This window comes from Sphingomonas silueang, assembly GCF_040049155.1.
GTDB classification, from domain to species: Bacteria; Pseudomonadota; Alphaproteobacteria; order Sphingomonadales; family Sphingomonadaceae; genus Sphingomonas; species Sphingomonas silueang.
This window is the reverse complement of sequence record NZ_JBDZDK010000002.1, coordinates 325,976-347,442: the sequence shown is the minus strand read 5'-3', so window position 1 is coordinate 347,442 and position 21,467 is coordinate 325,976. Positions and strand designations below refer to the sequence as shown.

Annotated in this window: 24 protein-coding genes; 22 read left to right on the top strand and 2 right to left on the bottom strand. The window is 67.9% G+C overall.

The window, feature by feature from the left end:
• The first annotated feature begins 6 nt into the window (after nucleotides 1-6).
• From rpsN to ABLE43_RS03560, 15 genes are all read left to right on the top strand, one after another.
• Complete coding sequence (gene rpsN, locus ABLE43_RS03630) at nucleotides 7-312, top strand: 30S ribosomal protein S14 (RefSeq protein WP_055790378.1); 306 nt, start codon at nucleotides 7-9, stop codon at nucleotides 310-312.
• Between the two features lie 12 nt (nucleotides 313-324).
• Nucleotides 325-720, top strand: a complete 396-nt coding sequence (gene rpsH / locus ABLE43_RS03625) for a 30S ribosomal protein S8 (protein ID WP_033921102.1) — start codon at nucleotides 325-327, stop codon at nucleotides 718-720.
• Nucleotides 720-1,253 (top strand): 50S ribosomal protein L6, encoded by a 534-nt coding sequence (gene rplF / locus ABLE43_RS03620; protein WP_348977109.1) that lies wholly within the window; start codon nucleotides 720-722, stop codon nucleotides 1,251-1,253. The genes rpsH and rplF overlap by 1 nt, the downstream gene beginning before the upstream one ends.
• Nucleotides 1,253-1,609, top strand: coding sequence for a 50S ribosomal protein L18 (rplR, locus tag ABLE43_RS03615; protein ID WP_110152890.1), 357 nt, complete (start codon nucleotides 1,253-1,255; stop codon nucleotides 1,607-1,609). The genes rplF and rplR overlap by 1 nt, the downstream gene beginning before the upstream one ends.
• A 3-nt stretch (nucleotides 1,610-1,612) precedes the next feature.
• Nucleotides 1,613-2,332, top strand: coding sequence for a 30S ribosomal protein S5 (gene rpsE, locus ABLE43_RS03610; protein WP_348977108.1), 720 nt, complete (start codon nucleotides 1,613-1,615; stop codon nucleotides 2,330-2,332).
• Nucleotides 2,333-2,337: 5 nt separating this feature from the next.
• Entirely contained in the window at nucleotides 2,338-2,514 is a 177-nt protein-coding gene (gene rpmD, locus ABLE43_RS03605) for a 50S ribosomal protein L30 (RefSeq protein WP_055790366.1), read from the top strand.
• Between the two features lie 854 nt (nucleotides 2,515-3,368).
• Nucleotides 3,369-4,406 (top strand): acyltransferase family protein, encoded by a 1,038-nt coding sequence (locus ABLE43_RS03600; RefSeq protein ID WP_348977107.1) that lies wholly within the window; start codon nucleotides 3,369-3,371, stop codon nucleotides 4,404-4,406.
• Between the two features lie 79 nt (nucleotides 4,407-4,485).
• The gene (rplO, locus tag ABLE43_RS03595; RefSeq protein ID WP_348977106.1) at nucleotides 4,486-5,016 is read left to right on the top strand and encodes a 50S ribosomal protein L15; all 531 of its coding nucleotides are present in this window, start codon (nucleotides 4,486-4,488) and stop codon (nucleotides 5,014-5,016) included.
• A 240-nt stretch (nucleotides 5,017-5,256) separates the two neighbouring features.
• Entirely contained in the window at nucleotides 5,257-6,627 is a 1,371-nt protein-coding gene (secY, locus tag ABLE43_RS03590) for a preprotein translocase subunit SecY (protein ID WP_348977105.1), read from the top strand.
• Nucleotides 6,628-6,654: 27 nt separating this feature from the next.
• Entirely contained in the window at nucleotides 6,655-7,296 is a 642-nt protein-coding gene (locus ABLE43_RS03585; RefSeq protein WP_348977104.1) for an adenylate kinase, read from the top strand.
• Between the two features lie 253 nt (nucleotides 7,297-7,549).
• On the top strand, nucleotides 7,550-7,918 hold the full coding sequence (gene rpsM / locus ABLE43_RS03580) for a 30S ribosomal protein S13 (protein WP_348977103.1): 369 nt from the start codon (nucleotides 7,550-7,552) through the stop codon (nucleotides 7,916-7,918).
• Between the two features lie 107 nt (nucleotides 7,919-8,025).
• Nucleotides 8,026-8,415 carry a 30S ribosomal protein S11 gene (rpsK, locus tag ABLE43_RS03575; protein ID WP_055763349.1) on the top strand — a complete coding sequence of 130 codons (390 nt, stop codon included), beginning with the start codon at nucleotides 8,026-8,028 and terminating at the stop codon, nucleotides 8,413-8,415.
• A 93-nt stretch (nucleotides 8,416-8,508) separates the two neighbouring features.
• Entirely contained in the window at nucleotides 8,509-9,573 is a 1,065-nt protein-coding gene (locus ABLE43_RS03570; protein WP_348977102.1) for a DNA-directed RNA polymerase subunit alpha, read from the top strand.
• Nucleotides 9,574-9,907: 334 nt separating this feature from the next.
• Nucleotides 9,908-10,330, top strand: a complete 423-nt coding sequence (gene rplQ / locus ABLE43_RS03565) for a 50S ribosomal protein L17 (RefSeq protein WP_348977101.1) — start codon at nucleotides 9,908-9,910, stop codon at nucleotides 10,328-10,330.
• Nucleotides 10,331-10,483: 153 nt separating this feature from the next.
• Nucleotides 10,484-12,739, top strand: a complete 2,256-nt coding sequence (locus ABLE43_RS03560; RefSeq protein ID WP_348977100.1) for an NADP-dependent malic enzyme — start codon at nucleotides 10,484-10,486, stop codon at nucleotides 12,737-12,739.
• Between the two features lie 39 nt (nucleotides 12,740-12,778).
• Here the strand turns inward: ABLE43_RS03560 and ABLE43_RS03555 are convergent, their stop codons facing one another.
• A complete protein-coding gene (locus ABLE43_RS03555) occupies nucleotides 12,779-13,498 on the bottom strand; it encodes a hypothetical protein (RefSeq protein ID WP_348977099.1) in 720 nt (239 codons plus the stop codon).
• A 119-nt stretch (nucleotides 13,499-13,617) separates the two neighbouring features.
• On the opposite strand from ABLE43_RS03555, the gene ABLE43_RS03550 reads away from it, so the two are divergent.
• Complete coding sequence (locus ABLE43_RS03550; RefSeq protein WP_348977098.1) at nucleotides 13,618-14,328, top strand: SDR family NAD(P)-dependent oxidoreductase; 711 nt, start codon at nucleotides 13,618-13,620, stop codon at nucleotides 14,326-14,328.
• Nucleotides 14,329-14,452: 124 nt separating this feature from the next.
• On the opposite strand, the gene ABLE43_RS03545 is transcribed toward ABLE43_RS03550, so the two are convergent.
• Nucleotides 14,453-14,602 (bottom strand): hypothetical protein, encoded by a 150-nt coding sequence (locus tag ABLE43_RS03545; RefSeq protein ID WP_348977097.1) that lies wholly within the window; start codon nucleotides 14,600-14,602, stop codon nucleotides 14,453-14,455.
• Nucleotides 14,603-14,786: 184 nt separating this feature from the next.
• Between ABLE43_RS03545 and ABLE43_RS03540 the strand changes: the two genes are divergently transcribed.
• The 6 genes from ABLE43_RS03540 (at nucleotide 14,787) to ABLE43_RS03515 (ending at nucleotide 21,443) form a co-directional block, all read left to right on the top strand.
• The gene (locus ABLE43_RS03540) at nucleotides 14,787-16,163 is read left to right on the top strand and encodes a helix-turn-helix domain-containing protein (RefSeq protein WP_348977096.1); all 1,377 of its coding nucleotides are present in this window, start codon (nucleotides 14,787-14,789) and stop codon (nucleotides 16,161-16,163) included.
• A gap of 309 nt (nucleotides 16,164-16,472) precedes the next feature.
• Nucleotides 16,473-18,329, top strand: a complete 1,857-nt coding sequence (locus ABLE43_RS03535) for an ABC-F family ATP-binding cassette domain-containing protein (RefSeq protein WP_348977095.1) — start codon at nucleotides 16,473-16,475, stop codon at nucleotides 18,327-18,329.
• Between the two features lie 48 nt (nucleotides 18,330-18,377).
• Entirely contained in the window at nucleotides 18,378-18,884 is a 507-nt protein-coding gene (locus ABLE43_RS03530) for a hypothetical protein (RefSeq protein ID WP_348977094.1), read from the top strand.
• A gap of 128 nt (nucleotides 18,885-19,012) precedes the next feature.
• Nucleotides 19,013-20,632, top strand: a complete 1,620-nt coding sequence (locus ABLE43_RS03525; RefSeq protein WP_348977093.1) for a DNA polymerase III subunit gamma/tau — start codon at nucleotides 19,013-19,015, stop codon at nucleotides 20,630-20,632.
• Nucleotides 20,629-20,952 carry a YbaB/EbfC family nucleoid-associated protein gene (locus ABLE43_RS03520; protein WP_348977092.1) on the top strand — a complete coding sequence of 108 codons (324 nt, stop codon included), beginning with the start codon at nucleotides 20,629-20,631 and terminating at the stop codon, nucleotides 20,950-20,952. The genes ABLE43_RS03525 and ABLE43_RS03520 overlap by 4 nt, the downstream gene beginning before the upstream one ends.
• Nucleotides 20,953-21,194: 242 nt before the next feature.
• Nucleotides 21,195-21,443 carry a hypothetical protein gene (locus ABLE43_RS03515; protein ID WP_348977091.1) on the top strand — a complete coding sequence of 83 codons (249 nt, stop codon included), beginning with the start codon at nucleotides 21,195-21,197 and terminating at the stop codon, nucleotides 21,441-21,443.
• The last annotated feature ends 24 nt before the right edge of the window (nucleotides 21,444-21,467 follow it).

Below are 21,467 nucleotides of genomic sequence, written 5' to 3'. Positions count from 1 at the left end.
AAGTCCATGGCGAAACTGAGTTCCGTGAACAAGAACGAGCGTCGGCGCGCGCTCGTCAAGAAGTACGCGCCGAAGTATGCGAAGCTGAAGGCGATCGCCGCCGACCAGTCGCTCGACGAGACCGAGCGTCTGATCGCCCGGCTGAAGATGGCCGAGATCCCCCGCAACGGGAATCCGACCCGCATCCGCAACCGTTGCGAGCTGACCGGGCGTCCCCGCGGCTATTATCGCAAGTTCCGTCTCGCCCGCGTCATGCTGCGTGAACTGGCCAACAAGGGCCTGATCCCCGGCGTGACCAAGTCGAGCTGGTAAGGAACAAACAGCATGGCATTGACCGATCCCCTGGGTGACATGCTCACCCGCATCCGCAACGGCCAGCGCGCGCGCAAGGACAGCGTCCTGACGCCCGCCAGCAAGTTGCGCGCCCGCGTCCTCGACGTGCTCCAGCGCGAGGGCTATATCCGTGGCTACAGCGAAGAGCAGATGGGCCCCGCGGCCGGCATCCGCATCGAACTGAAGTATTTCGAGGGCCAGCCTGCGATCAAGCATGTCGCGCGCGTCTCGAAGCCCGGTCGCCGCGTCTACTCGGGTTCGCAGGAACTGCCGAAGGTGCGCAACGGCCTCGGCATCACCATCGTCTCGACGCCGCGCGGCGTTCTCTCGGACGCGGAAGCGCGCGAGCAGAACGTGGGCGGCGAAGTCCTCGCGGAGGTCTTCTGATGAGCCGCATCGGCAAGAAGGCCGTCCCCGTTCCGGCGGGTGTGACGGCGAACATCGCAGGGCGCGAGCTGAGCGTGAAGGGCCCGAAGGGCACGCTGACGCTGCCGCTGGCCGACGACATCACCTATGAGGTCACCGATGGTGGCATCTCGGTGCAGCCGGCCAACGAAACCAAGCGCGCCCGCGCGTTCTGGGGCATGCAGCGCACGCTCGTGCAGAACCTGGTCACCGGCGTCACGACCGGCTTCACCAAGAAGCTGCTCATCACCGGTGTCGGCTATCGTGCCGCGGCGCAGGGCAAGAACCTGAAGCTGCAGCTCGGCTACAGCCACGACGTCAACATCGACGTGCCGGAAGGCATCGAGATCAAGACGCCGGACCAGACCACGATCGAGATCAGCGGGATCGACAAGCAGAAGGTCGGTCAGATCGCTGCCGAGATCCGTCGTTGGCGTAAGCCCGAGCCGTACAAGGGCAAGGGCATCAAGTACGACGGCGAGTTCATCTTCCGCAAGGAAGGGAAGAAGAAGTAATGACCAAGGGTCTCTCCCTCTTCGAGAAGCGCCGTCGGCGCAATCGCACCGCGCTGAAGGCGCGTTCGGGCGGCCGTGCGCGGCTGTCGATCCATCGTTCGGGCAAGCACATCTATGCCCAGGTCATCGACGATGCGGCGGGTCGTACCGTCGCTTCGGCGTCGACGCTGGAAAAGGACGTGCGTGGCACCTCGGGCGCGAACATCGATGCCGCCAAGGGCGTCGGCACCCGCGTGGCGGAAGCGGCGAAGGCCGCGGGCGTGACGCAGGTCGTGTTCGACCGTGGCGGCTTCCTGTTCCACGGCCGCGTCAAGGCGCTGGCCGAGGCCGCCCGCGAAGCCGGATTGGAGTTCTAAGACATGGCTGACGAAAACAATCAGGCCGAAACCCCCGCCGTCGAGGCGACGGGTGCCGAGCAGCCGCAGGGCCGTGGTCCGCGCGGCGGCCGTGGTCGTGGCGGCCCCGGCGGCCAGGGCGGCGGTCGCGGCGGTCGCGACGGCAACCGTGGCGGTCGTCGCGACGACCGTCGCGGCAACCAGGACGACGGTGGCGAGGAGCTGATCGAAAAGCTCGTCCACATCAACCGCGTGTCCAAGACGGTGAAGGGCGGCAAGCGCTTCGGCTTCGCGGCGCTGGTCGTCGTGGGCGACGGCAAGGGTCGCGTCGGCTTCGGCCATGGCAAGGCGCGCGAAGTGCCCGAAGCCATCTCGAAGGCGACCGCCGCTGCCAAGAAGGCGATGGTCCGCGTGCCGCTGAAGGACAGCCGCACGCTGCATCACGACGGCAACGGCCACTTCGGTGCCGGTCGCGTGACGGTGCGTTCGGCCCCGGCCGGTACCGGCATCATCGCGGGTGGCCCGATGCGCGCGATCTTCGAATCGCTGGGCGTGGCCGACGTCGTGACCAAGTCGGTCGGCACGTCGAACCCGTACAACATGATCCGCGCGACCTTCGAGGCGCTGAACGACCAGTCGTCGCCGAAGTCGGTGGCGCAGCGTCGCGGCAAGAAGATCGCCGACCTGCTGGGTCGCGGCGGATCGCAGACCGCCGAGGCTGACGCCGCGGCGATCGTGGAGTAACGACCATGGCAACCGTCAAGATCACCCAGACCGGATCGCCGATCCGCCGGACCAAGGACCAGCGCGCGACGCTGATCGGGCTCGGCCTCAACAAGATGCACAAGACCGTGGAACTGACCGACACCCCCGAGGTGCGCGGCATGATCCGCAAGGTGCAGCACATGGTGTCGGTCGAGGGCTGAACCCTTTAGCCGAACCGGTGTAGCGAACGAACGGGGGTGGGCTATCGGGTCCGCCCCCGTTTTCGTTGCGGGGCTGGTGACAAGGTGGGCGGTCGATCCGTTCGGCGTGAACCTTGGTGCTTCGGAAGCGGACTCCTGCCGCGCCATGATGGCTCGACATTCCGCTGGACGCCCGCAGCGCTGCTTCCCTCCCTCCCTTGAAGAGAGGGGTGGGGGCGGCCCGCGAGGAAGGGCAACACTCGCCTCCGGCCCCTCCCTTGTCAGCATTCCACGGGAAAACCTCCCTTTCGTACCCCGGCGAAGGCCGGGGGCCAGTTGGGGGACGCTGGTACGATATGGAAAACCATCGCAACTGGACCCCTGCCTTCGCCGGGGTACGGGCAGGTTCTGGCCAAGCGCGCGGCTTTCGCGGCGGAATCCTGGACAGGAGGGGGTGGGGATGAGTGGGCCCGCGAGGAAGGGCAACCTCGCCTCGGGCCAGCCCATCCTCGCGGCCGCTCCCTTGTCAGAATTTCTCTGCGGAAGTCCAAGGCCAGCGTTTGATCCTGCCGTACCCCCGCGCAGGCGGGGGTCCAGAGCCAGGTAGAACAACGACTTGTGTCCGCGGCTCTTGGACCCCCGCCTGCGCGGGGGTACGGAAAAGGATTTTCGCAGAGAAATCCTCGTCAGGGGAGGGGAGCAGTCCGACCCGTGATCGAGTATCGATCCAGCCTACCCCCGCTCGGTACGGCATGGCACGGCACGGCGGCAATCACTCGAAGCGTATCGAGGACACGCCACGCCCCGACCGCCACCGCTTCCACGTCAATCGATCCGCCTCTATAAAAGCACCGGGGACGGACAGGGGGTATCGCATGACGGGCGCGCCTATCGCTGCGGAACGGGAGGCGTATCGCCCCTATCTCGACGGCCTGCGCGCCTGCTGCATCCTGTTTACCATCGCCGCGCATGTCGACACCATGCCTTGGTGGGTCAACGGATCGATCGGCGTCGACATCTTCTTCGCGCTCAGCGGATGGCTCATCACCTGGTTGCTGCTCGGCGAGCGCGAGCGGACCGGCGGCATCGACCTGCGCGGCTTCTACATCCGGCGCATCTTCCGCATCGTGCCGCTCTATCTGGTGATGATCGCCGCCTATGGGGCAATCGCGACCGTCGCCGACGGCGGCGCGCGCGCGACCGAATATTGGCGGTCGCTGCCCTATATGCTCGGCTTCACGATCGAATATCGCCCCGAATCGATCGGCCCGATGTTCCAGCAGGCATGGACGCTGGGGATCGAGGAGAAATTCTACCTCGTCTGGCCGCTGCTGCTGGTCGTCGCACGGGCGCGGGGGCATCGCGCGGGACCGGCGGCGGTGCTGCTCGTCGCGCTGCTGTTCGTGGCGTTCGGGACGACCGGCTATATCATCCGCGGCTATGCGGGGCTGGGGATCGGCAGCACACTGGCGCTGCTGGTGCGCCATCGCCCGGCGGTGGCCGCATGGGCGGCGCGGACGCCGTGCTCCGCCATCGGCTATGCCGTGGTGGCGCTCTGCTATGTCGGGCTTATCACCCTGCCGCATCCCTGGGCGTGGAACGTGGGCGTCGCCGCCGCCGCCGGGCTCGCCATCGCCAGCGGCTGGATGCGGCCGGGGCAGGCGGTGAACCGGCTGCTCGGGCAGCGCTGGCTGGCGTGGCTCGGCACGCTGACCTATGCGATCTATCTGGTCCAGTCGCTCGCGATCCTCGTCGCCGAGCGGGGGATCGCGCGCGTCGGCCTGCCGCTCCATCCGCTGATCGTGTTCGTCGCGGCCTATGCGATCTGCATCGTGGCGGCATGGGCGCTGCACCGGCTGATCGAGCGGCCGCTGATCGACTATGGCCGCCGTCTCGCGCGCAAGGGGGGCTGAGCGGTTGCTTTTTCGGCGCGATCCGCTAAAGGCCGCCGCTTCCCAACCAGCGCGAACACAGCGAAAGCGAGTGCAACACATGAAACTGAACGAAATCCGCGACAACGAAGGTGCCCGCAAGAGCAAGATGCGCGTCGGACGCGGCATCGGCTCGGGCAAGGGCAAGACCGCCGGTCGCGGCCAGAAGGGCCAGAAGAGCCGCGAAGGCGTCTCGATCGCCGGGTTCGAGGGCGGCCAAATGCCGCTCCACATGCGCATCCCGAAGCGCGGCTTCAACAACATCTTCGCCAAGGACTATGCCGAGGTGAACCTGGGCGCGATCCAGAAGGCGGTCGACGCGGGCAAGATCGAGGCGGGCGCCACGCTCGACCATGCCGCGCTGAAGGCGGCGAACCTCGCGCGCGGCGGCAAGGACGGCGTGCGGCTGCTCGGCAAGGGCGAACTGACCGCGAAGCTCAGCTTCACCGTCGCGGGCGCGTCGAAGTCGGCGATCGAGGCGGTCGAGAAGGCCGGCGGTTCGGTGTCGGTGATCGAGGTCGTCCCGGCGCACGAGAAGGCGGCGGCGAAGAAGGGCAAGACCCTCGCTGCCAAGAAGGCGGCGCAGGCGTAAAGCCCGATTCCGTTCGGTTCGAGCAGCGATCGAGCCTGTCGAGAGCGCCTATCGAGAACGGGGTTCCGCATGGCGACCCGTTCTCGACCTACACTTCTCGACTACGCTCGAAGTTGCTCGAACCAAGCGGATTACTACGGGTGAGCGCGCTCCCCCTTAGACATCCCGGCTATTACCCCTATATGGTCGCCGGGGGAGCGGGCCCGGACAAGGCCCGCCAGCATCATTCGGGATACATCCATGGCATCGGCCGCCGACGGTCTTGCGACCAATCTCAATCTGTCGAAGTTCGGTCAGGCGACCGAGCTGAAGAAGCGCCTGTGGTTCACGCTCGGCGCGCTGATCGTGTTCCGCCTGCTGAGCTATGTGCCGCTGCCGGGGATCGATCCCACGCAGCTCGGCCTGCTCGCCAACCAGACGCAGGGCGGCGTGCTCGATTTCTTCAACACCTTCTCGGGCGGCGCGCTGACGCGCATGTCGGTCGTGGCGCTGGGGGTCATGCCCTATATCACCGCCTCGATCGTCGTGCAGCTCGCGACCTCGCTCAGCCCGCAGCTCGCCGCCATCAAGAAGGAAGGCGAGTCGGGCCGCAAGAAGCTGAACCAGTACACCCGCTACGGCACGGTCGCGCTGACCGCGATCCAGGGCTATACCATCGCCGCGGGCCTCGAGGCGTTCGGCGCGGCCGAAGGGTTGCAGGCGGTGATCGAGCCGGGCGTGATGTTCCGCATCGCCGCGGTGATCTCGCTGATCGGCGGCACCATGTTCCTGATGTGGCTGGGCGAGCAGATCACCAGCCGCGGGATCGGCAACGGCATCAGCCTCATCATCATGGCGGGCATCGTCGCCCATCTGCCGACCACGCTGCTGCAACTGTTCGAGGGCAGCCGTTCGGGCACGATGAACCCGATCACGCTGATCGGCATCATCGCCGCCGTCGCGGGCCTCGTCCTGTTCATCTGCTTCATGGAGCGCGCGCAGCGCCGCATCCTGATCCAGTATCCCAAGCGCCAGACCGCGCGCGGGGTGCAGGCGGATCGCAGCCACCTGCCGCTCAAGATCAATACCGCGGGCGTCATCCCGCCGATCTTCGCCTCGTCGTTGCTGCTGATGCCGGTGACGATCACCCAGTTCGCGGGCCAGGCGACCGCGGGCGAGAGCCGCTGGGGCGACTTCATCATCACGCTCAACCAGTATCTGACGCACGGCTCGCCGGTGTACATGGCGCTGTACGGCCTCGGCATCGTGTTCTTCTCGTTCTTCTACACCGCGATCGTGTTCAATCCGGAAGAGACGGCGGACAACCTCAAGCGCTACGGCGGGTTCATCCCCGGCATCCGTCCGGGCAAGAACACCGAGAATTATTTCGATTACGTGCTGACGCGGCTGACGGTGATCGGTGCGGGCTATCTGGTCATCATCTGCCTGTTGCCCGAATATCTGGTGTCGGCGCTGTCGATTCCCTTCTACCTCGGCGGCACCAGCCTGCTCATCGTCGTGAACGTCACGATGGACACGGTGACGCAGATCCAGTCGCACCTGCTGGCGCACCAGTACGGCGATCTCATCAAGAAGGCGAAGCTGAAGGGCGGCAACCGCATCCGCGGTTGATCGCGCGTCAGGCATAGGGGGCACAGCATGGACATCATCCTTCTCGGACCGCCGGGCGCGGGCAAGGGCACGCAGGCGGCACGGCTCGAGGCGCGGGGCATGGTGCAGCTCTCGACCGGCGACATGCTGCGCGCCGCGGTCAAGGCGGGCAGTCCGGTGGGGTTGCAGGCCAAGGCGGTGATGGATGCGGGCGAACTGGTGTCGGACGCGATCGTCTCGGCGCTGATCGGCGAGCGACTCGACCAGCTGGGCGACAAGGGCGCGATCTTCGACGGCTATCCGCGCACCGCCGCACAGGCCGACGCGCTCGACCTGCTGCTCGAACATCGCGGTCGCGCGCTGACCCATGTGATCGAGCTGGTGGTGGACGAGGATGCGCTGGTCGAGCGGATCGTCGGGCGCTTCACCTGCGCCAATTGCGGCGCGGGCTATCACGACTCGTTCAAGCAGCCGGTGGTCGCCGGCGTGTGCGACGCATGCGGCGCGACCGAGTTCAAGCGCCGCCCCGACGACAATGAAGAAACCGTACGTACGCGCATGGTCGAGTATCGCGCGAAGACCGCGCCGATCCTCCCGCTCTACGAGTCGCGCGGACTGGTGCGCCGTGTCGACGGCATGGCGCCGATGGACGACGTGACGACGCAGATCGCGGCGATCCTCGAGGCCTAAGGCCCGGCGCTTCCCCTCCCTTGTCAGGGAGGGGAGGGGGCGGTGTTCGCCCTTCACGCCTCACCCCGAAATTGGTTCCGCTCACCGGTTGACAGCGGCGGAACCGGTCTTTATCAGCGCTCCACTCCAACACGCACGATCTGCGGCGGCGCTGTTTTGCGCGCGCCGCTAACGCGCGTATCGGACGAAGCAACGCTACGAGATGGGGTGCCGCTGCCATGCAGTGCCCCGTGGAGCTGGGAGAACCTATTTCATGGCACGTATCGCGGGTGTTAATATCCCGACCAACAAGCGCGTCGTCATCGCGCTGCAGTATATCCACGGCATCGGCCCGGCCAAGGCCAAGGAACTGACCACGCAGCTCGGCATCACGCCCGAGCGCCGCGTGCAGGACCTGTCGGATCAGGAAGTGCTCCAGATCCGCGAGGCGATCGACGCGAACCACACCGTGGAAGGCGATCTGCGTCGCCAGACCGCGATGAACATCAAGCGCCTGATGGACCTCGCCTGCTATCGCGGCCTGCGCCACCGCAAGGGCCTGCCGGTCCGCGGCCAGCGCACGCACACCAACGCGCGCACCCGCAAGGGCAAGGCGAAGCCGATCGCGGGGAAGAAGAAGTAAAAATCGATCCGGGGGATCGATTGTAACTTCTTCTCCGCCGGAGGCTGGCGCGGGGCTGAACGCCTCCCGGCCTCCGTACCAAGCTATACAGGTCAGGATTTCCAACAATGGCACGTGAACCGCAGCGCCTTCGCCGTCGCGAGCGCAAGAACATCACCGCGGGCGTCGCGCATGTGAACGCCAGCTTCAACAATACCATGATCACCATCACCGACGCGCAGGGCAACGCGATCTCGTGGTCGTCGGCGGGCATGATGGGCTTCAAGGGCTCGCGCAAGTCGACCCCGTACGCCGCGCAGGTCGCCGCCGAGGACGCGGGCCGCAAGGCCGCCGACCACGGCGTGCGCACGCTCGAGGTCGAGGTGAAGGGCCCGGGTTCGGGTCGCGAATCGGCGCTCCGCGCGCTCCAGGCCGTCGGCTTCCAGATCACGTCGATCCGCGACGTGACCTCGATCCCGCACAACGGCGTGCGTCCTTCCAAGCGTCGTCGCGTCTGATCCGTGCCTGCCGCCCCGCCGGGTCCGTCCGGCGGGGATGTTCTATTCTGGCGCGGAACCGTCCCTTCCGCGCCGCCAAGCTAGGGGAAGCCCGTGTCCGTCAACGCTAAGAACTGGCAGGAACTCAAGAAGCCGAACGGCCTCGAAAAGAAGCCGGGTGGCGATCCCAAGCGTCGTTCGACCTTCGTCGCGGAACCGCTGGAGCGCGGCTTCGGCCTGACGCTCGGCAACGCGCTGCGCCGCGTGCTGCTCTCGTCGCTGCAGGGTGCCGCCGTGACCTCGATCAAGATCGAGAACGTCCTGCACGAATTCTCGAGCCTTGCCGGTGTCCGTGAGGACGTGACCGACATCGTGCTCAACGTGAAGCAGGTCGCGCTCAAGATGCAGGGCGAGGGGCCGAAGCGCCTCCAGCTCTCCGTCACCGGCCCGGCCGAGGTGAAGGCGGGCGACATCGCCGTCACCGGCGACATCGAGGTGATGAACCCCGAACTGGTGCTGTGCCATCTCGACGACGGCGCGACGCTGAACATGGAACTGACCGCCGATGTGGGCAAGGGCTATGTCCCCGCCTCGGGCAACCGTCCGGCCGACGCGCCGATCGGCCTGATCCCGGTCGACGCGCTCTATTCGCCGGTGCGCCAGGTCAGCTACAAGGTCGAGAACACCCGCGTCGGGCAGGAACTCGATTACGACAAGCTGACGCTGACGATCGAGACCGACGGCACCGTGACCCCGGAGGACGCGCTCGCCTATGCTGCGCGCATCCTGCAGGACCAGCTGGCGCTGTTCGTCCACTTCGACGATTCGTCGCTGCCGCGCGCGGCGGTGGTCGGCACCGCGGCCCCGGCGCAGACCAGCGAAGGTCAGGGCGACACCGCCCAGATCAACCGCTATCTGCTCAAGAAGGTCGACGAGCTCGAACTGTCGGTCCGCAGCGCCAACTGCCTCAAGAACGACAACATCATCTATATCGGCGATCTGGTCCAGAAGACCGAGGCCGAGATGCTGCGCACCCCGAACTTCGGTCGCAAGTCGCTGAACGAGATCAAGGAAGTGCTGTCGTCGATGGGCCTGCGCCTCGGCATGGACATCCCCGGATGGCCGCCCGAGAACATCGAGGAAATGGCCAAGAAGCTCGAACAGGAGATCATGGGCTGAGGCCAAGCCGCACCGGGATAGCATCGCTATCCCGGAGGCGGCGAAAGCCCGGCCGGCGGGCCTCTGGCCCGACCGACGACATGGGCTTTGCCCATGTCGGGTTTCCGGTGGAGAGGACATCGCCTGCGGCGATCCCCCTCCACCAGCTTCGCCCTGGCTCGCTTCGCGAGCCGATTTCGCGGCAGCAACTTGCCCCCGGCAAGTTGCTGGTCGCCGCTACATCCCCCTCCCCGTGCCGGGGAGGATCGAGAGACAGGCCAACGGTGGCGGCCTCGACAGCCACCTGCTCTGGGGTATCCGTGACACGGCCCCTTAACGAACGAAGGAACTACCCATGCGTCATCGCGTCGGCGGCCGTAAGCTGCAGCGTACCTCGGCCCATCGTGCGGCCCTGTTCCGCAACATGTCGGCCGCGCTCATCAAGCATGAGCAGATCACCACCACCGTCGCCAAGGCGAAGGAACTGCGCCCCTATGTCGAGAAGCTGATCACCCTCGCCAAGAAGGGTGGCCTGTCGAACCGTCGTCTGGCGCACGCCCGCCTGCTCGACGATGCGCAGCTGACCAAGCTGTTCGACGTGCTGGCGACCCGCTATGCCGATCGCAACGGCGGCTACACCCGCATCATCAAGGCGGGCATCCGCGCGTCGGACGCATCGCCGATGGCGATCATCGAATTCGTCGACCGCGACGTGTCGGCCAAGGGCCAGGATTCGGGTCCGGTGCTGAACGACGAGGATTTCGACGAAGCCGCCTGATCCGGCGTCCTTGCCGATCCGACGGGGGGCGGTCGCACGATGGTGCGGCCGCCCCTTTTGTCGTTCCGCGCGCAAATCCCGCATGGCGGGACAAGAGCCTTGCCCGATCCCGCATCCCCTGCGTAAAGCCGCAGGCAAACGGGAGAAGTGCCAGTGTCCGAAGCCACCGACCAGTTTTCCGAGCGCGAGGCGCTGCTGTTCCATTCTGAAGGGCGGCCCGGCAAGATCGAGATCATCGCCTCCAAGCCGATGGCCACGCAGCGCGATCTGGCGCTGGCCTATTCGCCGGGCGTCGCGGTGCCGGTGCAGGCGATCGCCGACGACGCAGCCACCGCCTATGACTATACCGCCAAGGGCAATCTGGTCGCGGTGATCTCCAACGGCACGGCGATCCTCGGCCTCGGCAATCTCGGCGCGCTGGCATCGAAGCCGGTGATGGAGGGCAAGGCGGTGCTCTTCAAGCGCTTCGCCGACGTCGATTCGATCGATATCGAGCTGAAGACCGAGGACGTCGACCGCTTCATCGACGCGGTCGAACTGATGGAGCCGACCTTCGGCGGCATCAACCTCGAGGACATCAAGGCGCCCGAGTGCTTCATCATCGAGCAGACGCTGCGCGAACGCATGAACATCCCGGTGTTCCATGACGACCAGCACGGCACCGCGATCATCTGTGCGGCGGGGCTCATCAACGCCTGCCTGCTGACCGACCGCAAGCTGTCGGAGGTGAAGGTCGTGGTCAACGGCGCGGGCGCCGCCGCGATCGCCTGTACCGAGCTGATGAAGGCGATGGGCGTCGCCCATGACAACGTCATCATGTGCGACCGTACCGGCGTGATCTATCAGGGCCGCGACGACGTGAACCAGTGGCAGTCGGCGCACGCCGCCGCCACCGACCGCCGTACCCTGACCGAGGCGCTGCACGGCGCGGACGTGTTCCTGGGGCTGTCGGCGGCAGGCGCGCTCAAGCCCGAGATGGTCAAGGACATGGCCCCGTCGCCGATCATCTTCGCGATGGCCAATCCGGAGCCGGAAATCCGCCCGGAACTGGCCAAGGCCGCGCGGCCCGACGCGATCGTTGCCACGGGCCGCTCGGACTATCCGAACCAGGTCAACAACGTCATCGGCTTCCCGTTCATCTTCCGCGGTGCGCTCGACGTGCGCGCGACCGGGATCAACGATGCGATGAAGATCGCCGCCGCCAACGCCATCGCCGAACTGGCGCGCCAGCGCGTGCCGGAGGAAGTGGCGCTGGCCTATGGCACGCAGCACAGCTTCGGCCCCGAATATATCATCCCCGCGCCGTTCGATCCGCGGCTGATGGAACTGGTGCCGAGCGCGGTCGCCAAGGCGGCGATGGACTCGGGCGTGGCGACGCGCCCGATCCTCGACATGGACGCCTATCGCCAGCAGCTGCGCGCGCGGCTCAATCCGACGACCTCGGTCCTGACCATGGCCTATGAGGGCGCGCGCGCGCACCCCAAGCGGGTGCTGTTCGCGGAAGGCGAAGAAGAGGTCGTGCTGCGCGCGGCGATCGCGTTCAAGGAAGGCGGCTACGGCATTCCGGTGCTGGTCGGTCGCGACGACGTGCACGACCGGCTCCGCGCGCTGGGCGTCGCCAACCCGGACGAATATGAGGTCCACAACAGCCGCACCAGCGAGATGGTGCCGCAGATGGTCGACTTCCTGTACGAACGGCTCCAGCGGCGCGGCTATCTGAAGCGCGATGCCGAGCGGCTCATCAACCAGGACCGCAACACCTTCGGTGCGGTGCTGCTGCAACTGGGCGTCGCCGATGCGATGATCACCGGCATCACCCGTACCTATGCGCAGACCTTCCGCGACGTGCGCCGGGTGATCGATCCGGTCGGCGGCAAGGTGCCGTTCGGCATCCACCTGCTGGTCGGGCAGAGCCATACCGTGTTCATGGCCGACACCACGATCAACGAACGTCCCACCGGCGAGGAACTGGCCGACATCGCCGAGCGCACGGCGGCGGTCGCGCGCAAGATGGGCCATGAACCGCGCGTCGCGTTCCTCAGCTACTCGACCTTCGGCAATCCGTCGGGCCAATGGATCGACAACGTCCGCGACGGCGTGGCGGCGCTCGACAAGCGGCAGGTCGGCTTCGAGTATGAAGGCGAAATGGCCCCCGACGTGGCGCTCAACCCGCGGCAGATGGCGAACTTCCCCTTCGCCCGCCTGTCCGGCCCGGCCAACGTGCTGGTGATGCCGGGGCTGCAATCGGCCAACATCTCGGCCAAGCTGATGCGCGAGATCGGCGGCGACGACGTGATCGGGCCGATGCTGATCGGCATGGAGAAGCCGGTGCAGATCGCGCCGATGACCTCGACCGCCAACGAACTGGTGACGCTGGCGGTGCTGGCGGCGGGCGGCATGGTCGGCTGAGGGCAGGGGGCGCGGTCGTGCCGCGCCCCCGCCGGGACGTCAGAATTCCTTGATGAGCCGCAGGCCGCCGACCGGCCTTGCGCGTTCGCCGCGTTGCCGGTCGACCCCGGCGCCGACCTGCACATTGACCCTGGACGCCAGCGGCGCGTGGAATTGCGGGATCATCGCGATCCCGCCGTCATGGCCCGACTTGTAGTTGACCTCCAGCCCGGCGATGCGATCCCCGCGCAGGTCGTAGAAGGTCGAATGGTTGACCAGCAGCCCGGCGTCGCTCTCCGACTGGCCGAGGCGCACGTCGCCGATGCCGACCATCGACATCGTGCTCCACCGTTCGCCGTGCCGCCGCCCGAGCATGTAGAGCAGCGCCTGCGACGTCCGCCCGCTCTCGCGCTCGTAGATGCCGAGATACTGCACGCCGTGGACGGCGCGTCCGCCGTCGAAGGTGCCGATCGTCGCCTGCGCCCCCAGCTTCCATTCGGCCAGTCGGGTGCCCTCGAACGGCAGCTCGAACTCCAGCGCGAAATTGTCGGCGACGGCATATTCGATCTCGGGCGCCCATTCGAGCGCGCGCTCCTGCCCCGACAGCGGCGACAGCGCGAGCGCGTTGACCTCCAGTTCGCCGCGACGGGCACCCATCGGGCGCACCATGTCGAACACCATCGGTTCGGGGATGTGCGGATAGTCGGCGGCTTCGGCGGCCAGCGCCGGGGCGGCAACGGCGAGCATCAGCGCCGACACGGCAGAACGGTAGATAAACATCGATAGATCAGACCCTTGTCGTGAGGGGGCGTTGTACCCACGGCCCCGCCGGGGCGCAAACCGGGCCACGAAGGGCACTTCGCCCGGGGATCGGCGTTGACCCGCCGATCGGAGCCGACATGACCACTGCCCTCATCATCGGCGCCAACGGCGGCATCGGCGCGGCGCTGGTCCGCGCACTCGCCGCCGCGGGGCGTCACGACCGGATCGTCGCCGCCGCGCGCACCGAACCGGCGGCGCTCCCGCCGGGCGTGGCGACGGCGCGGATCGACATCGCCGATCCGGCATCGATCGAACGCGCCGCCGCAGCCGTCGGCGGCCCGCTGCATCAGGTGATCGTCGCGACCGGCACGTTGCAGACGGCGCACGGCGGCCCCGAGCGGTCGCTGCGCGATCTCGATCCCGCGCTGCTCGCCGACTATTTCGCGGTCAACACCATCGGTCCGGCGCTGGTGCTGCGCCATTTCGCACCGCTGCTGGCGAAGGGCGAGCGGGCGGTGATCGCCTGCCTGTCCGCGCGGGTCGGCAGCATTTCCGACAATCGGCTGGGCGGGTGGTACGGCTATCGCGCGTCCAAGGCGGCGCTGAACCAGATCGTGCGCACCGCCGCGATCGAACTGGCGCGGACCCGGCCGCAGGCGGTGTGCGTCGCGCTCCACCCCGGCACGGTCGACACGGCGCTCAGCAAGCCGTTCCGGAAGGGCGTGGCGGAAGGCAGGCTGTTCACCCCTGCACACAGCGCCGGTCGGTTGCTGGCGGTGCTCGACACGCTGACCCCGGTACAGAGCGGGCGGGTCTTCGCATGGGACGGCAGCGAGGTCGCGCCGTAGCGTTATGCCGGTCCCGTGCCGGCATGGGCGAGATCGCCGTCGACCACGATCGTCCCGCCCACCACCGCACAAGCATCCTGCCTCGGCCGCGATGCCAGTCCGCGGCACTTGGGGGAGCGGCAGGTCAGATCCGGCCGAGCCGGTGGTAGAGGTGCGCGAACTTGGTCGAGCGGGGGTCGTCGGCGATCGTCCGGATGTGTGTCGCCAGGGCTTCCTTCAGCAGGCGGAAATCCTCGGTCGAGAAGACGGCGCGGCTGCGGGTCGGTTCGGGCATGTCGGCTCTCCTTCATGGTGCTTGTGCGGCAAGGGCTGTGTGTTTCCTCGTCCGTTGACAGGAGAATGACGCGCCAGCCGGGCGAACGACAGCCGTCCGCGCCGCAAATTCGCGTATCACGGTTGCCGGATCGGGGGTGCTGGCTGTAGCGTTGTGTGAAAGTTACAAACGCAGGGCCGTCGCCATGGAAGCCAAGCTGTTCGCCGGTCACGCCATCCGCCGCCTGCGCCGGGGCGCGGCGCTGACCCAGGCGGCGATGGCCGAGGCGCTGGGCATCTCCGCCAGCTATCTCAACCTCGTCGAGCGCAACCAGCGCCCGCTGACCGCGACGCTGCTGGTCGCGCTGTCCGAACGCTACGGCTTCGATCCGCGCACGCTGGCGGCGAGCGAGCCGGGCGGGGGCATGGAACCGATGCGGCGGCGGCTGGCCGACCCGCTGTTCGCCGACCTCGCCCTCGACCGCGGCGACATCGCCGAATGGCTGGCCAGCGCGCCCGGCGGGGCGGAGGCGTTCGCACGGGTGTTCGACCGGCTGGGTGGCGGCGCGGCGGGGCCGGTCGTCGCCGACCCGGCGATCGACGCGCGCGCCACGATCGAGCATTGGCGCAACCATTTCCCCGATCTGGATGCGCAGGCCGAGGCGCTGGCCGACGAACTGCGCCTGTCGGGCGGCGATCCGGCGGCGGCGATGGCCGACCGGCTGCGGGTGCGCCACCACCTCTCCGTCCGGCTGCTGCCGGTGGAGGCGATGCCGGACCATCTCCACCGGACCGACCTGCACGCGCGGCAGCTGCAGCTGTCGGAACGGCTCGACCCCGCCTCGCGCAGCTTCGCGATCGCGCGCACGCTCGGCCATATGGAGGCACGGGCCGAGGTGGAGGCGGTGGTGCGCGGCGCAGGACTGGCCGACCGGACCGCCGAGCAATGGCTGCGGCGGCACCTCCACGGCTATTTCGCGGCGGCGGTGATGATGCCCTATGCCCGCTTCCTGCGCGCGTGCGAGGCGACGGGATACGACATCGCGCTGCTCGGCCGCCGCTTCGGCGCGGGGTTCGAGCATGTCGCGCACCGGTTGACCACGCTCCACCGCGTCGGGGCGCGCGGGCTGTCGTTCTGCATGCTCCGGCTCGACCGCGCGGGACAGGTGTCGAAGCGCTTCGCCGGGGCCAGCCGGTCGCCGCTGGTCGAGGGCGCGCCGTGCCCGCTGCTGGGCGCGTTCGACGCCTTTGCGCGCGGCGGCGAGACGATCGTGCAACTGGTCGAGCCGGAGGCGGGCGGGCGCTGGTTCACCATCGCGCGGACGGTGACGCCGCCCGGCGCGCTTGCCGGAGAGGTGCGGGCGCGCTTCGTCGTGATGCTGGGGGTGGCGGTGGAACAGGCAGGCGTGCTGGCGGCGGCGCGCGGGCACGACCTTTCGGCACCGGGCGTACCGGTGGGGCCGGGCTGCCGCGCCTGCACCCGCGTCGCCTGCCCGCAGCGCTCCGCCCCGCCGCTCGCCCGCGCGATGCGGATCGAGGAGCGCGAGGGCGGGCTGACGCCGTTCGCCTTCGCGGGGGATTGAGCGGAACGGGACGCAACGCGGCGTTCACCTTCTCCCCTCCCTGGACAAGGGAGAGGAGATATGTCGCAACCATCCCGGGGGATTGCCGACCTGCCCTGACGCCCCCCCGTTCGTGTCGAGTCTAGTCGAGACACCATGCGCAACGTTCGCGGCACGTCCCTCGACGTCGCTCGGGACGAACGGGGGACTTGTTCCGTCTGGCCGAGGCGTGGCGCGTAGCGCCCGGAACAGCGCCGGTCCGCGCGTGGCGCAAATGCGCGATCGTCGCCACCCTTCGCAAATGCGGCGAAAACTGCTACGCGCACCGCCATGCTCAATCTGAACGGTATCACGGTGCGCCTTGGCGGGCGGACGATCCTCGACAATGCCAGCGCGGCGCTGCCGCCGGGCAGCCGGGTCGGGCTCATCGGCCGCAACGGCGCGGGCAAGTCGACGCTGGTACGCGTCATCGCCGGGCAGCTCGAACCCGATACCGGCACCGCCGAGATGCCGCGCGGGTCGCGCCTCGGCTATGTCGCGCAGGAAGCGCCCGCCGGACAGGCGACCCCGTTCGAGACGGTGCTGGAGGCGGATACCGAACGCGCGCGGCTGATGCACGAGGCGGAAACCGTCACCGATCCCGATCGGCTGGGCGATATCCACGAACGGCTGCTGGCGATCGACGCCTATGGCGCGCCCGCGCGCGCCGCCCGCATCCTCGTCGGCCTCGGCTTCGACGAGGAGATGCAGAACCGGGCGCTGGAGAGCTATTCGGGCGGCTGGCGGATGCGCGTGGCGCTGGCGGCGTTGCTGTTCAGCCAGCCCGACGTGCTGCTGCTCGACGAACCGTCGAACCACCTCGACCTCGAAGCGGTCATGTGGCTCGAGGATTTCCTGAAGGGCTACAAGGCGACGATCGTCGTCGTCAGCCACGAGCGCGATTTCCTCAACAACGTGGTCGATCACATCCTGCACCTGCATCAGGGCAAGATCACGCTGTACCCCGGCGGCTATGACGCGTTCGAGAAGCAGCGCGCCGAACGCCTTGCGCAGCTGGAGGCGGCCCGCGCCAACCAGGCGGCGCAGCGGGCCAAGCTGCAGGAATATGTCGCGAAGAATTCGGCGCGCGCCTCGACCGCGAAACAGGCCCAGTCGCGCCTGAAGATCCTCGCCAAGATGAAGCCGATCGCGGCGATGGCGGAAGACCCCAGCCTGTCGTTCGACTTCCCCGATCCGGACGAACTGCGCCCGCCGCTGGTCACGCTCGACATGGCGAGCGTCGGCTATGGCGACACGCCGATCCTCAAGCGGCTGAACCTGCGCATCGATCCCGAGGACCGCATCGCGCTGTTGGGCCGCAACGGCAACGGCAAGACGACGCTCGCCCGGCTGCTGGCGGCGCAGCTGGCCCCGATGGACGGCGGGATCAACACTGCGGGCAAGATGAAGGTCGGCTATTTCACCCAGTATCAGGTGGAGGAACTCGATACCGACGACACGCCGCTCGAACACATGACCCGCCAGATGAAGGGCGCGACCCCTGCCGCCGTCCGCGCGCAACTCGGCCGCTTCGGCTTCTCGGGCGACAAGGCGACGACGCTGGTCGGCAAATTGTCGGGCGGCGAGCGCGCGCGGCTCGCGCTGGCGCTCATCACGCGCGAGGCGCCGCACATGCTGATCCTCGACGAACCGACCAACCACTTGGACGTCGATGCGCGCGAGGCGCTGGTGCAGGCGCTCAATGCCTATACCGGCTGCGTCGTGGTGGTCAGCCACGACCGCCACATGCTGGAGGCGACCGCCGACCGGCTGGTGCTGGTCGACGAGGGCACCGCGCGCGAGTTCGACGGATCGATCGACGACTATATCGCGCTGGTGCTCGGCAATTCGGCGAAGGAAAAGGCGGCCAAGGCCAACAAGAAGAACGACCGCAAGGCCGCCGCCGAAGCGCGCGAAAAGGCGCAGGTGCTCAGGAAGGGCGCGCAGGCGATCGAGCGCGATCTGGCGCGGCTGACCGAGCAGCGCGACGCGCTGGACGCGGCGATGGCGGGGAAGCCGATCCCGGCGCTGGCGAAGCTGACCATGGCGCAGCTGATGAAGCGCCGCGCGAGCCTCGACACCGAGATCGAGGTGGCCGAGACGAAGTGGATGGAGGCGAACGAGGCGCTGGAGGCACTGGCGGCGTAGGGGAACGGGATCGGTCGATACTGGTATAATCGCGGATCGGAAACCGATGTGACCGAATGGCGGCGAAGGCGGATGGGAAGCGCTTCCGATCTCGGCTACGCTTCGTCGATGGCATCTCTACGACCCTGCATCGCTCTCATCGCCGCCGTCTGGCTTTGCGCGTTTCCTGCGTTCGCCGAAGCCCGACGTGTCGTCCTCCAGGATGGTCGCGCCACGCCCGTACCTCCCGAACCGGCGTACCATCCCGTGCCCGGCCCCTATCTGGCCGGGGTGGACGATCGCGGATCGCTGAACGATGCGGGCGTGGTCGCCAATGCAACCGAATCATGGAGCGGGCCGAGGCTGTCCGCTTTCATCCTGTGCTTTCAGCCGGGCGTCGGACCCGTGGATTGGAACGTCGTTTTCGCCGCGCTGAACGATGCGTCGCGCAAGTTGGCGGCACGGGGTGCCGTCGTCGTCGTCGACGCTAGGCGTCTTTGCCCGTCGCCGGCCAATCCTTCCATGAAGGGCAAACCCCATGTCGAGATAAAAGGCGTTCTTCGCAGCCCCGGCTGATCCGGCGCGATGCCGACGTTCCACCCGTAACGCCGTCCGCGGTATCCGAACGAACCGGCCTCCCGATGCGCGAACCGCGCGGCGCACGATAGGCGACACCGCCCGCGCCACCCGCTAAGACAACCCCAATGTCCGACTCCTTCCTCGCCCTCGACATCCCCCCCCAGCCGGAAGCGGCGCAGCCCTACCGCGTGCTCGCGCGCAAATACCGTCCGCAGACCTTTTCGCAGCTGATCGGGCAGGATGCGATGGTCACGACGCTCGGCAACGCGATCGCGCGCGGGCGGCTGGCGCATGCGTTCCTGCTGACCGGCGTGCGTGGGGTCGGCAAGACCTCGACCGCGCGGCTGATCGCCAAGGCGCTGAACTGCATCGGGCCGGACGGGCAGGGCGGGCCGACGATCGATCCGTGCGGGGTGTGCGAACCGTGCCGCGCCATCGCCGAGGGGCGGCATATCGACGTGATCGAGATCGACGCCGCGTCGAACAACGGCGTCGACAGCGTGCGCGAGATGACCGAGGCGGTGCGCTATGCCGCCGTCTCCGCGCGCTTCAAGATCTACATCATCGACGAAGTGCACATGATGTCGACCCCGGCGTTCAACGCGCTGCTGAAAACGCTCGAGGAACCGCCCGCGCACGTCAAGTTCCTGCTGGCGACGACCGAGGTGCACAAGGTGCCGGTGACGGTGCTGTCGCGCTGCCAGCGCTTCGACCTGCGCCGCATCCCCGCCGACCTGCTGGCCGGGCATTTCGCGCATGTGGTGGAGGCGGAGGGCGTCGCCGCCGAGCCGGAAGCGCTGCAACTCATCGCCCGCGCGGCGGAGGGATCGGCGCGCGACGGCCTGTCGATCCTCGACCAGGCGATCGCGCACGGCGGGCTGGAGGGCGAGGGGGTCCGCGCCGATGCGGTGCGCCAGATGCTGGGCCTGTCCGATCGCGGGGCGATCCGCACGCTGTTCGATCTGTTGCTCAAGAGCGACGGGCCGGGCGCGTTGCAGGCACTCCGGCGGCAATATGACCTGGGTGTCGATCCGGCGTCGGTGCTGCGGACCCTGCTGGAGACGGTGCACGCCGTCACCATCGTCAAGGTCGGCGGCGATCCCGCGCCGGGCCAGTCGGCGGAAGAGCGCGCCGCGTTCGATGCGTGGAGCGCGCTGTCCTTCCCGATGCTCCATCGCCTCTGGCAGTTGCTGCTGAAGGGGCATGAGGAGGTGTCGCGCGCCGCGCTGCCGATCGAGACGTGCGAGATGGCGCTGCTGCGCATCGTCCACGCCTCCTCGCTGCCCGATCCGGGGACGCTGGCGCGGCAACTGGCGGCGGGACAGGTGCCCGCGCCCGTCGCCGCCCCGCCCGCACCCGCGCCCGAACCCGAAGCACCGCCCGCGCCCGAGACGATGGAGGCGATCGCCGCGCTGCTGTCCAAGCATGGCCGCCATTCGCTGGAGGCGCAGTTCCGCAATTGCGCGCGGATGCTTCGGCTGGAGCCGCAATTGCTGGAGCTGAGCGGCAGCCGTCCGCTCCCCGCCGATTTCGCGCGCGATCTGGAGCAGGCGCTCAAGGGGATCACCGGCAGCCATTGGCGCGTTCTGATCGGCGAGGGGGCGGGTGCGCCGACCCTGCGCGAACAGGAAACGGCGCGCGCCGAGGACGAGCGCGCCGCGATCCTCGCCTCCCCGCTGGTGGCGGCGGCATTCCAGGCGTTTCCCGACGCCGAACTGGTCGAATGGAAGAAAGTGGAACGATGAAGAATCTCGACGAAATCATGGCGATGGCGCAGAACGTCCAGAACGAGCTGACCAAGGCGCAGGCGAACCTCGACACGATCGAGGTCGACGGCCAGTCGGGCGGCGGGCTGGTAAAGGTCCGCGCCTCGGCCAAGGGCCGCATCCTCGGCGTCGATATCGACGATTCGCTGCTCCAGCCGTCCGAGAAGCAGATGCTGGAAGACCTGATCGTCGCCGCGTTCAACGACGCGCGGACCAAGGCGGATGCCGCCAGCTCGACCGAGATGTCGAAGCTGACCAGCGGCCTGCCGCTGCCGCCGGGGTTCAAGCTGCCGTTCTGAGCGAGCGTTTGAAAACATGCTGATCGCACGTTTTGCGGCACCGGCCCGCACCCGCACCCGGCCACCCACGCAAGTATCCTGATGGGTGGCCGGGTGCGGGTGCGGGCCGGTGCCGCTTAGAAACTCGCGTTCCCGCGAGTTTCCAAACGAGCTTTGGCCTGCAAACCGGTCGATACGCCGCTGGAACAAGGTGCCGGGCAAGGCATTTGTTGCTGCATCATTGCAATCAGGGAGCGTTCGACATGGCAGAGGATCGGATCGAAACCACCCACGGCGCCGCGCCGCACACCACGATCATCGAGCGTCGCGGATCGGGCGGCGGGCTGCTGATCGGGCTGGCGGTGCTGGTGGCGGTGATCGTCGCGGCCTATTTCATGCTGAACCAGGCCAATAACGACAATGCCCCCACCGGGGCCGTGACCTCTGCCGCGAAGAGCGTGGGTGACGCCGCCGACAAGGCGGGCGACGCGGTGGAGCGGGCGACGAAGTAAGTCGTTGGCGTCATCCCGGCGGAA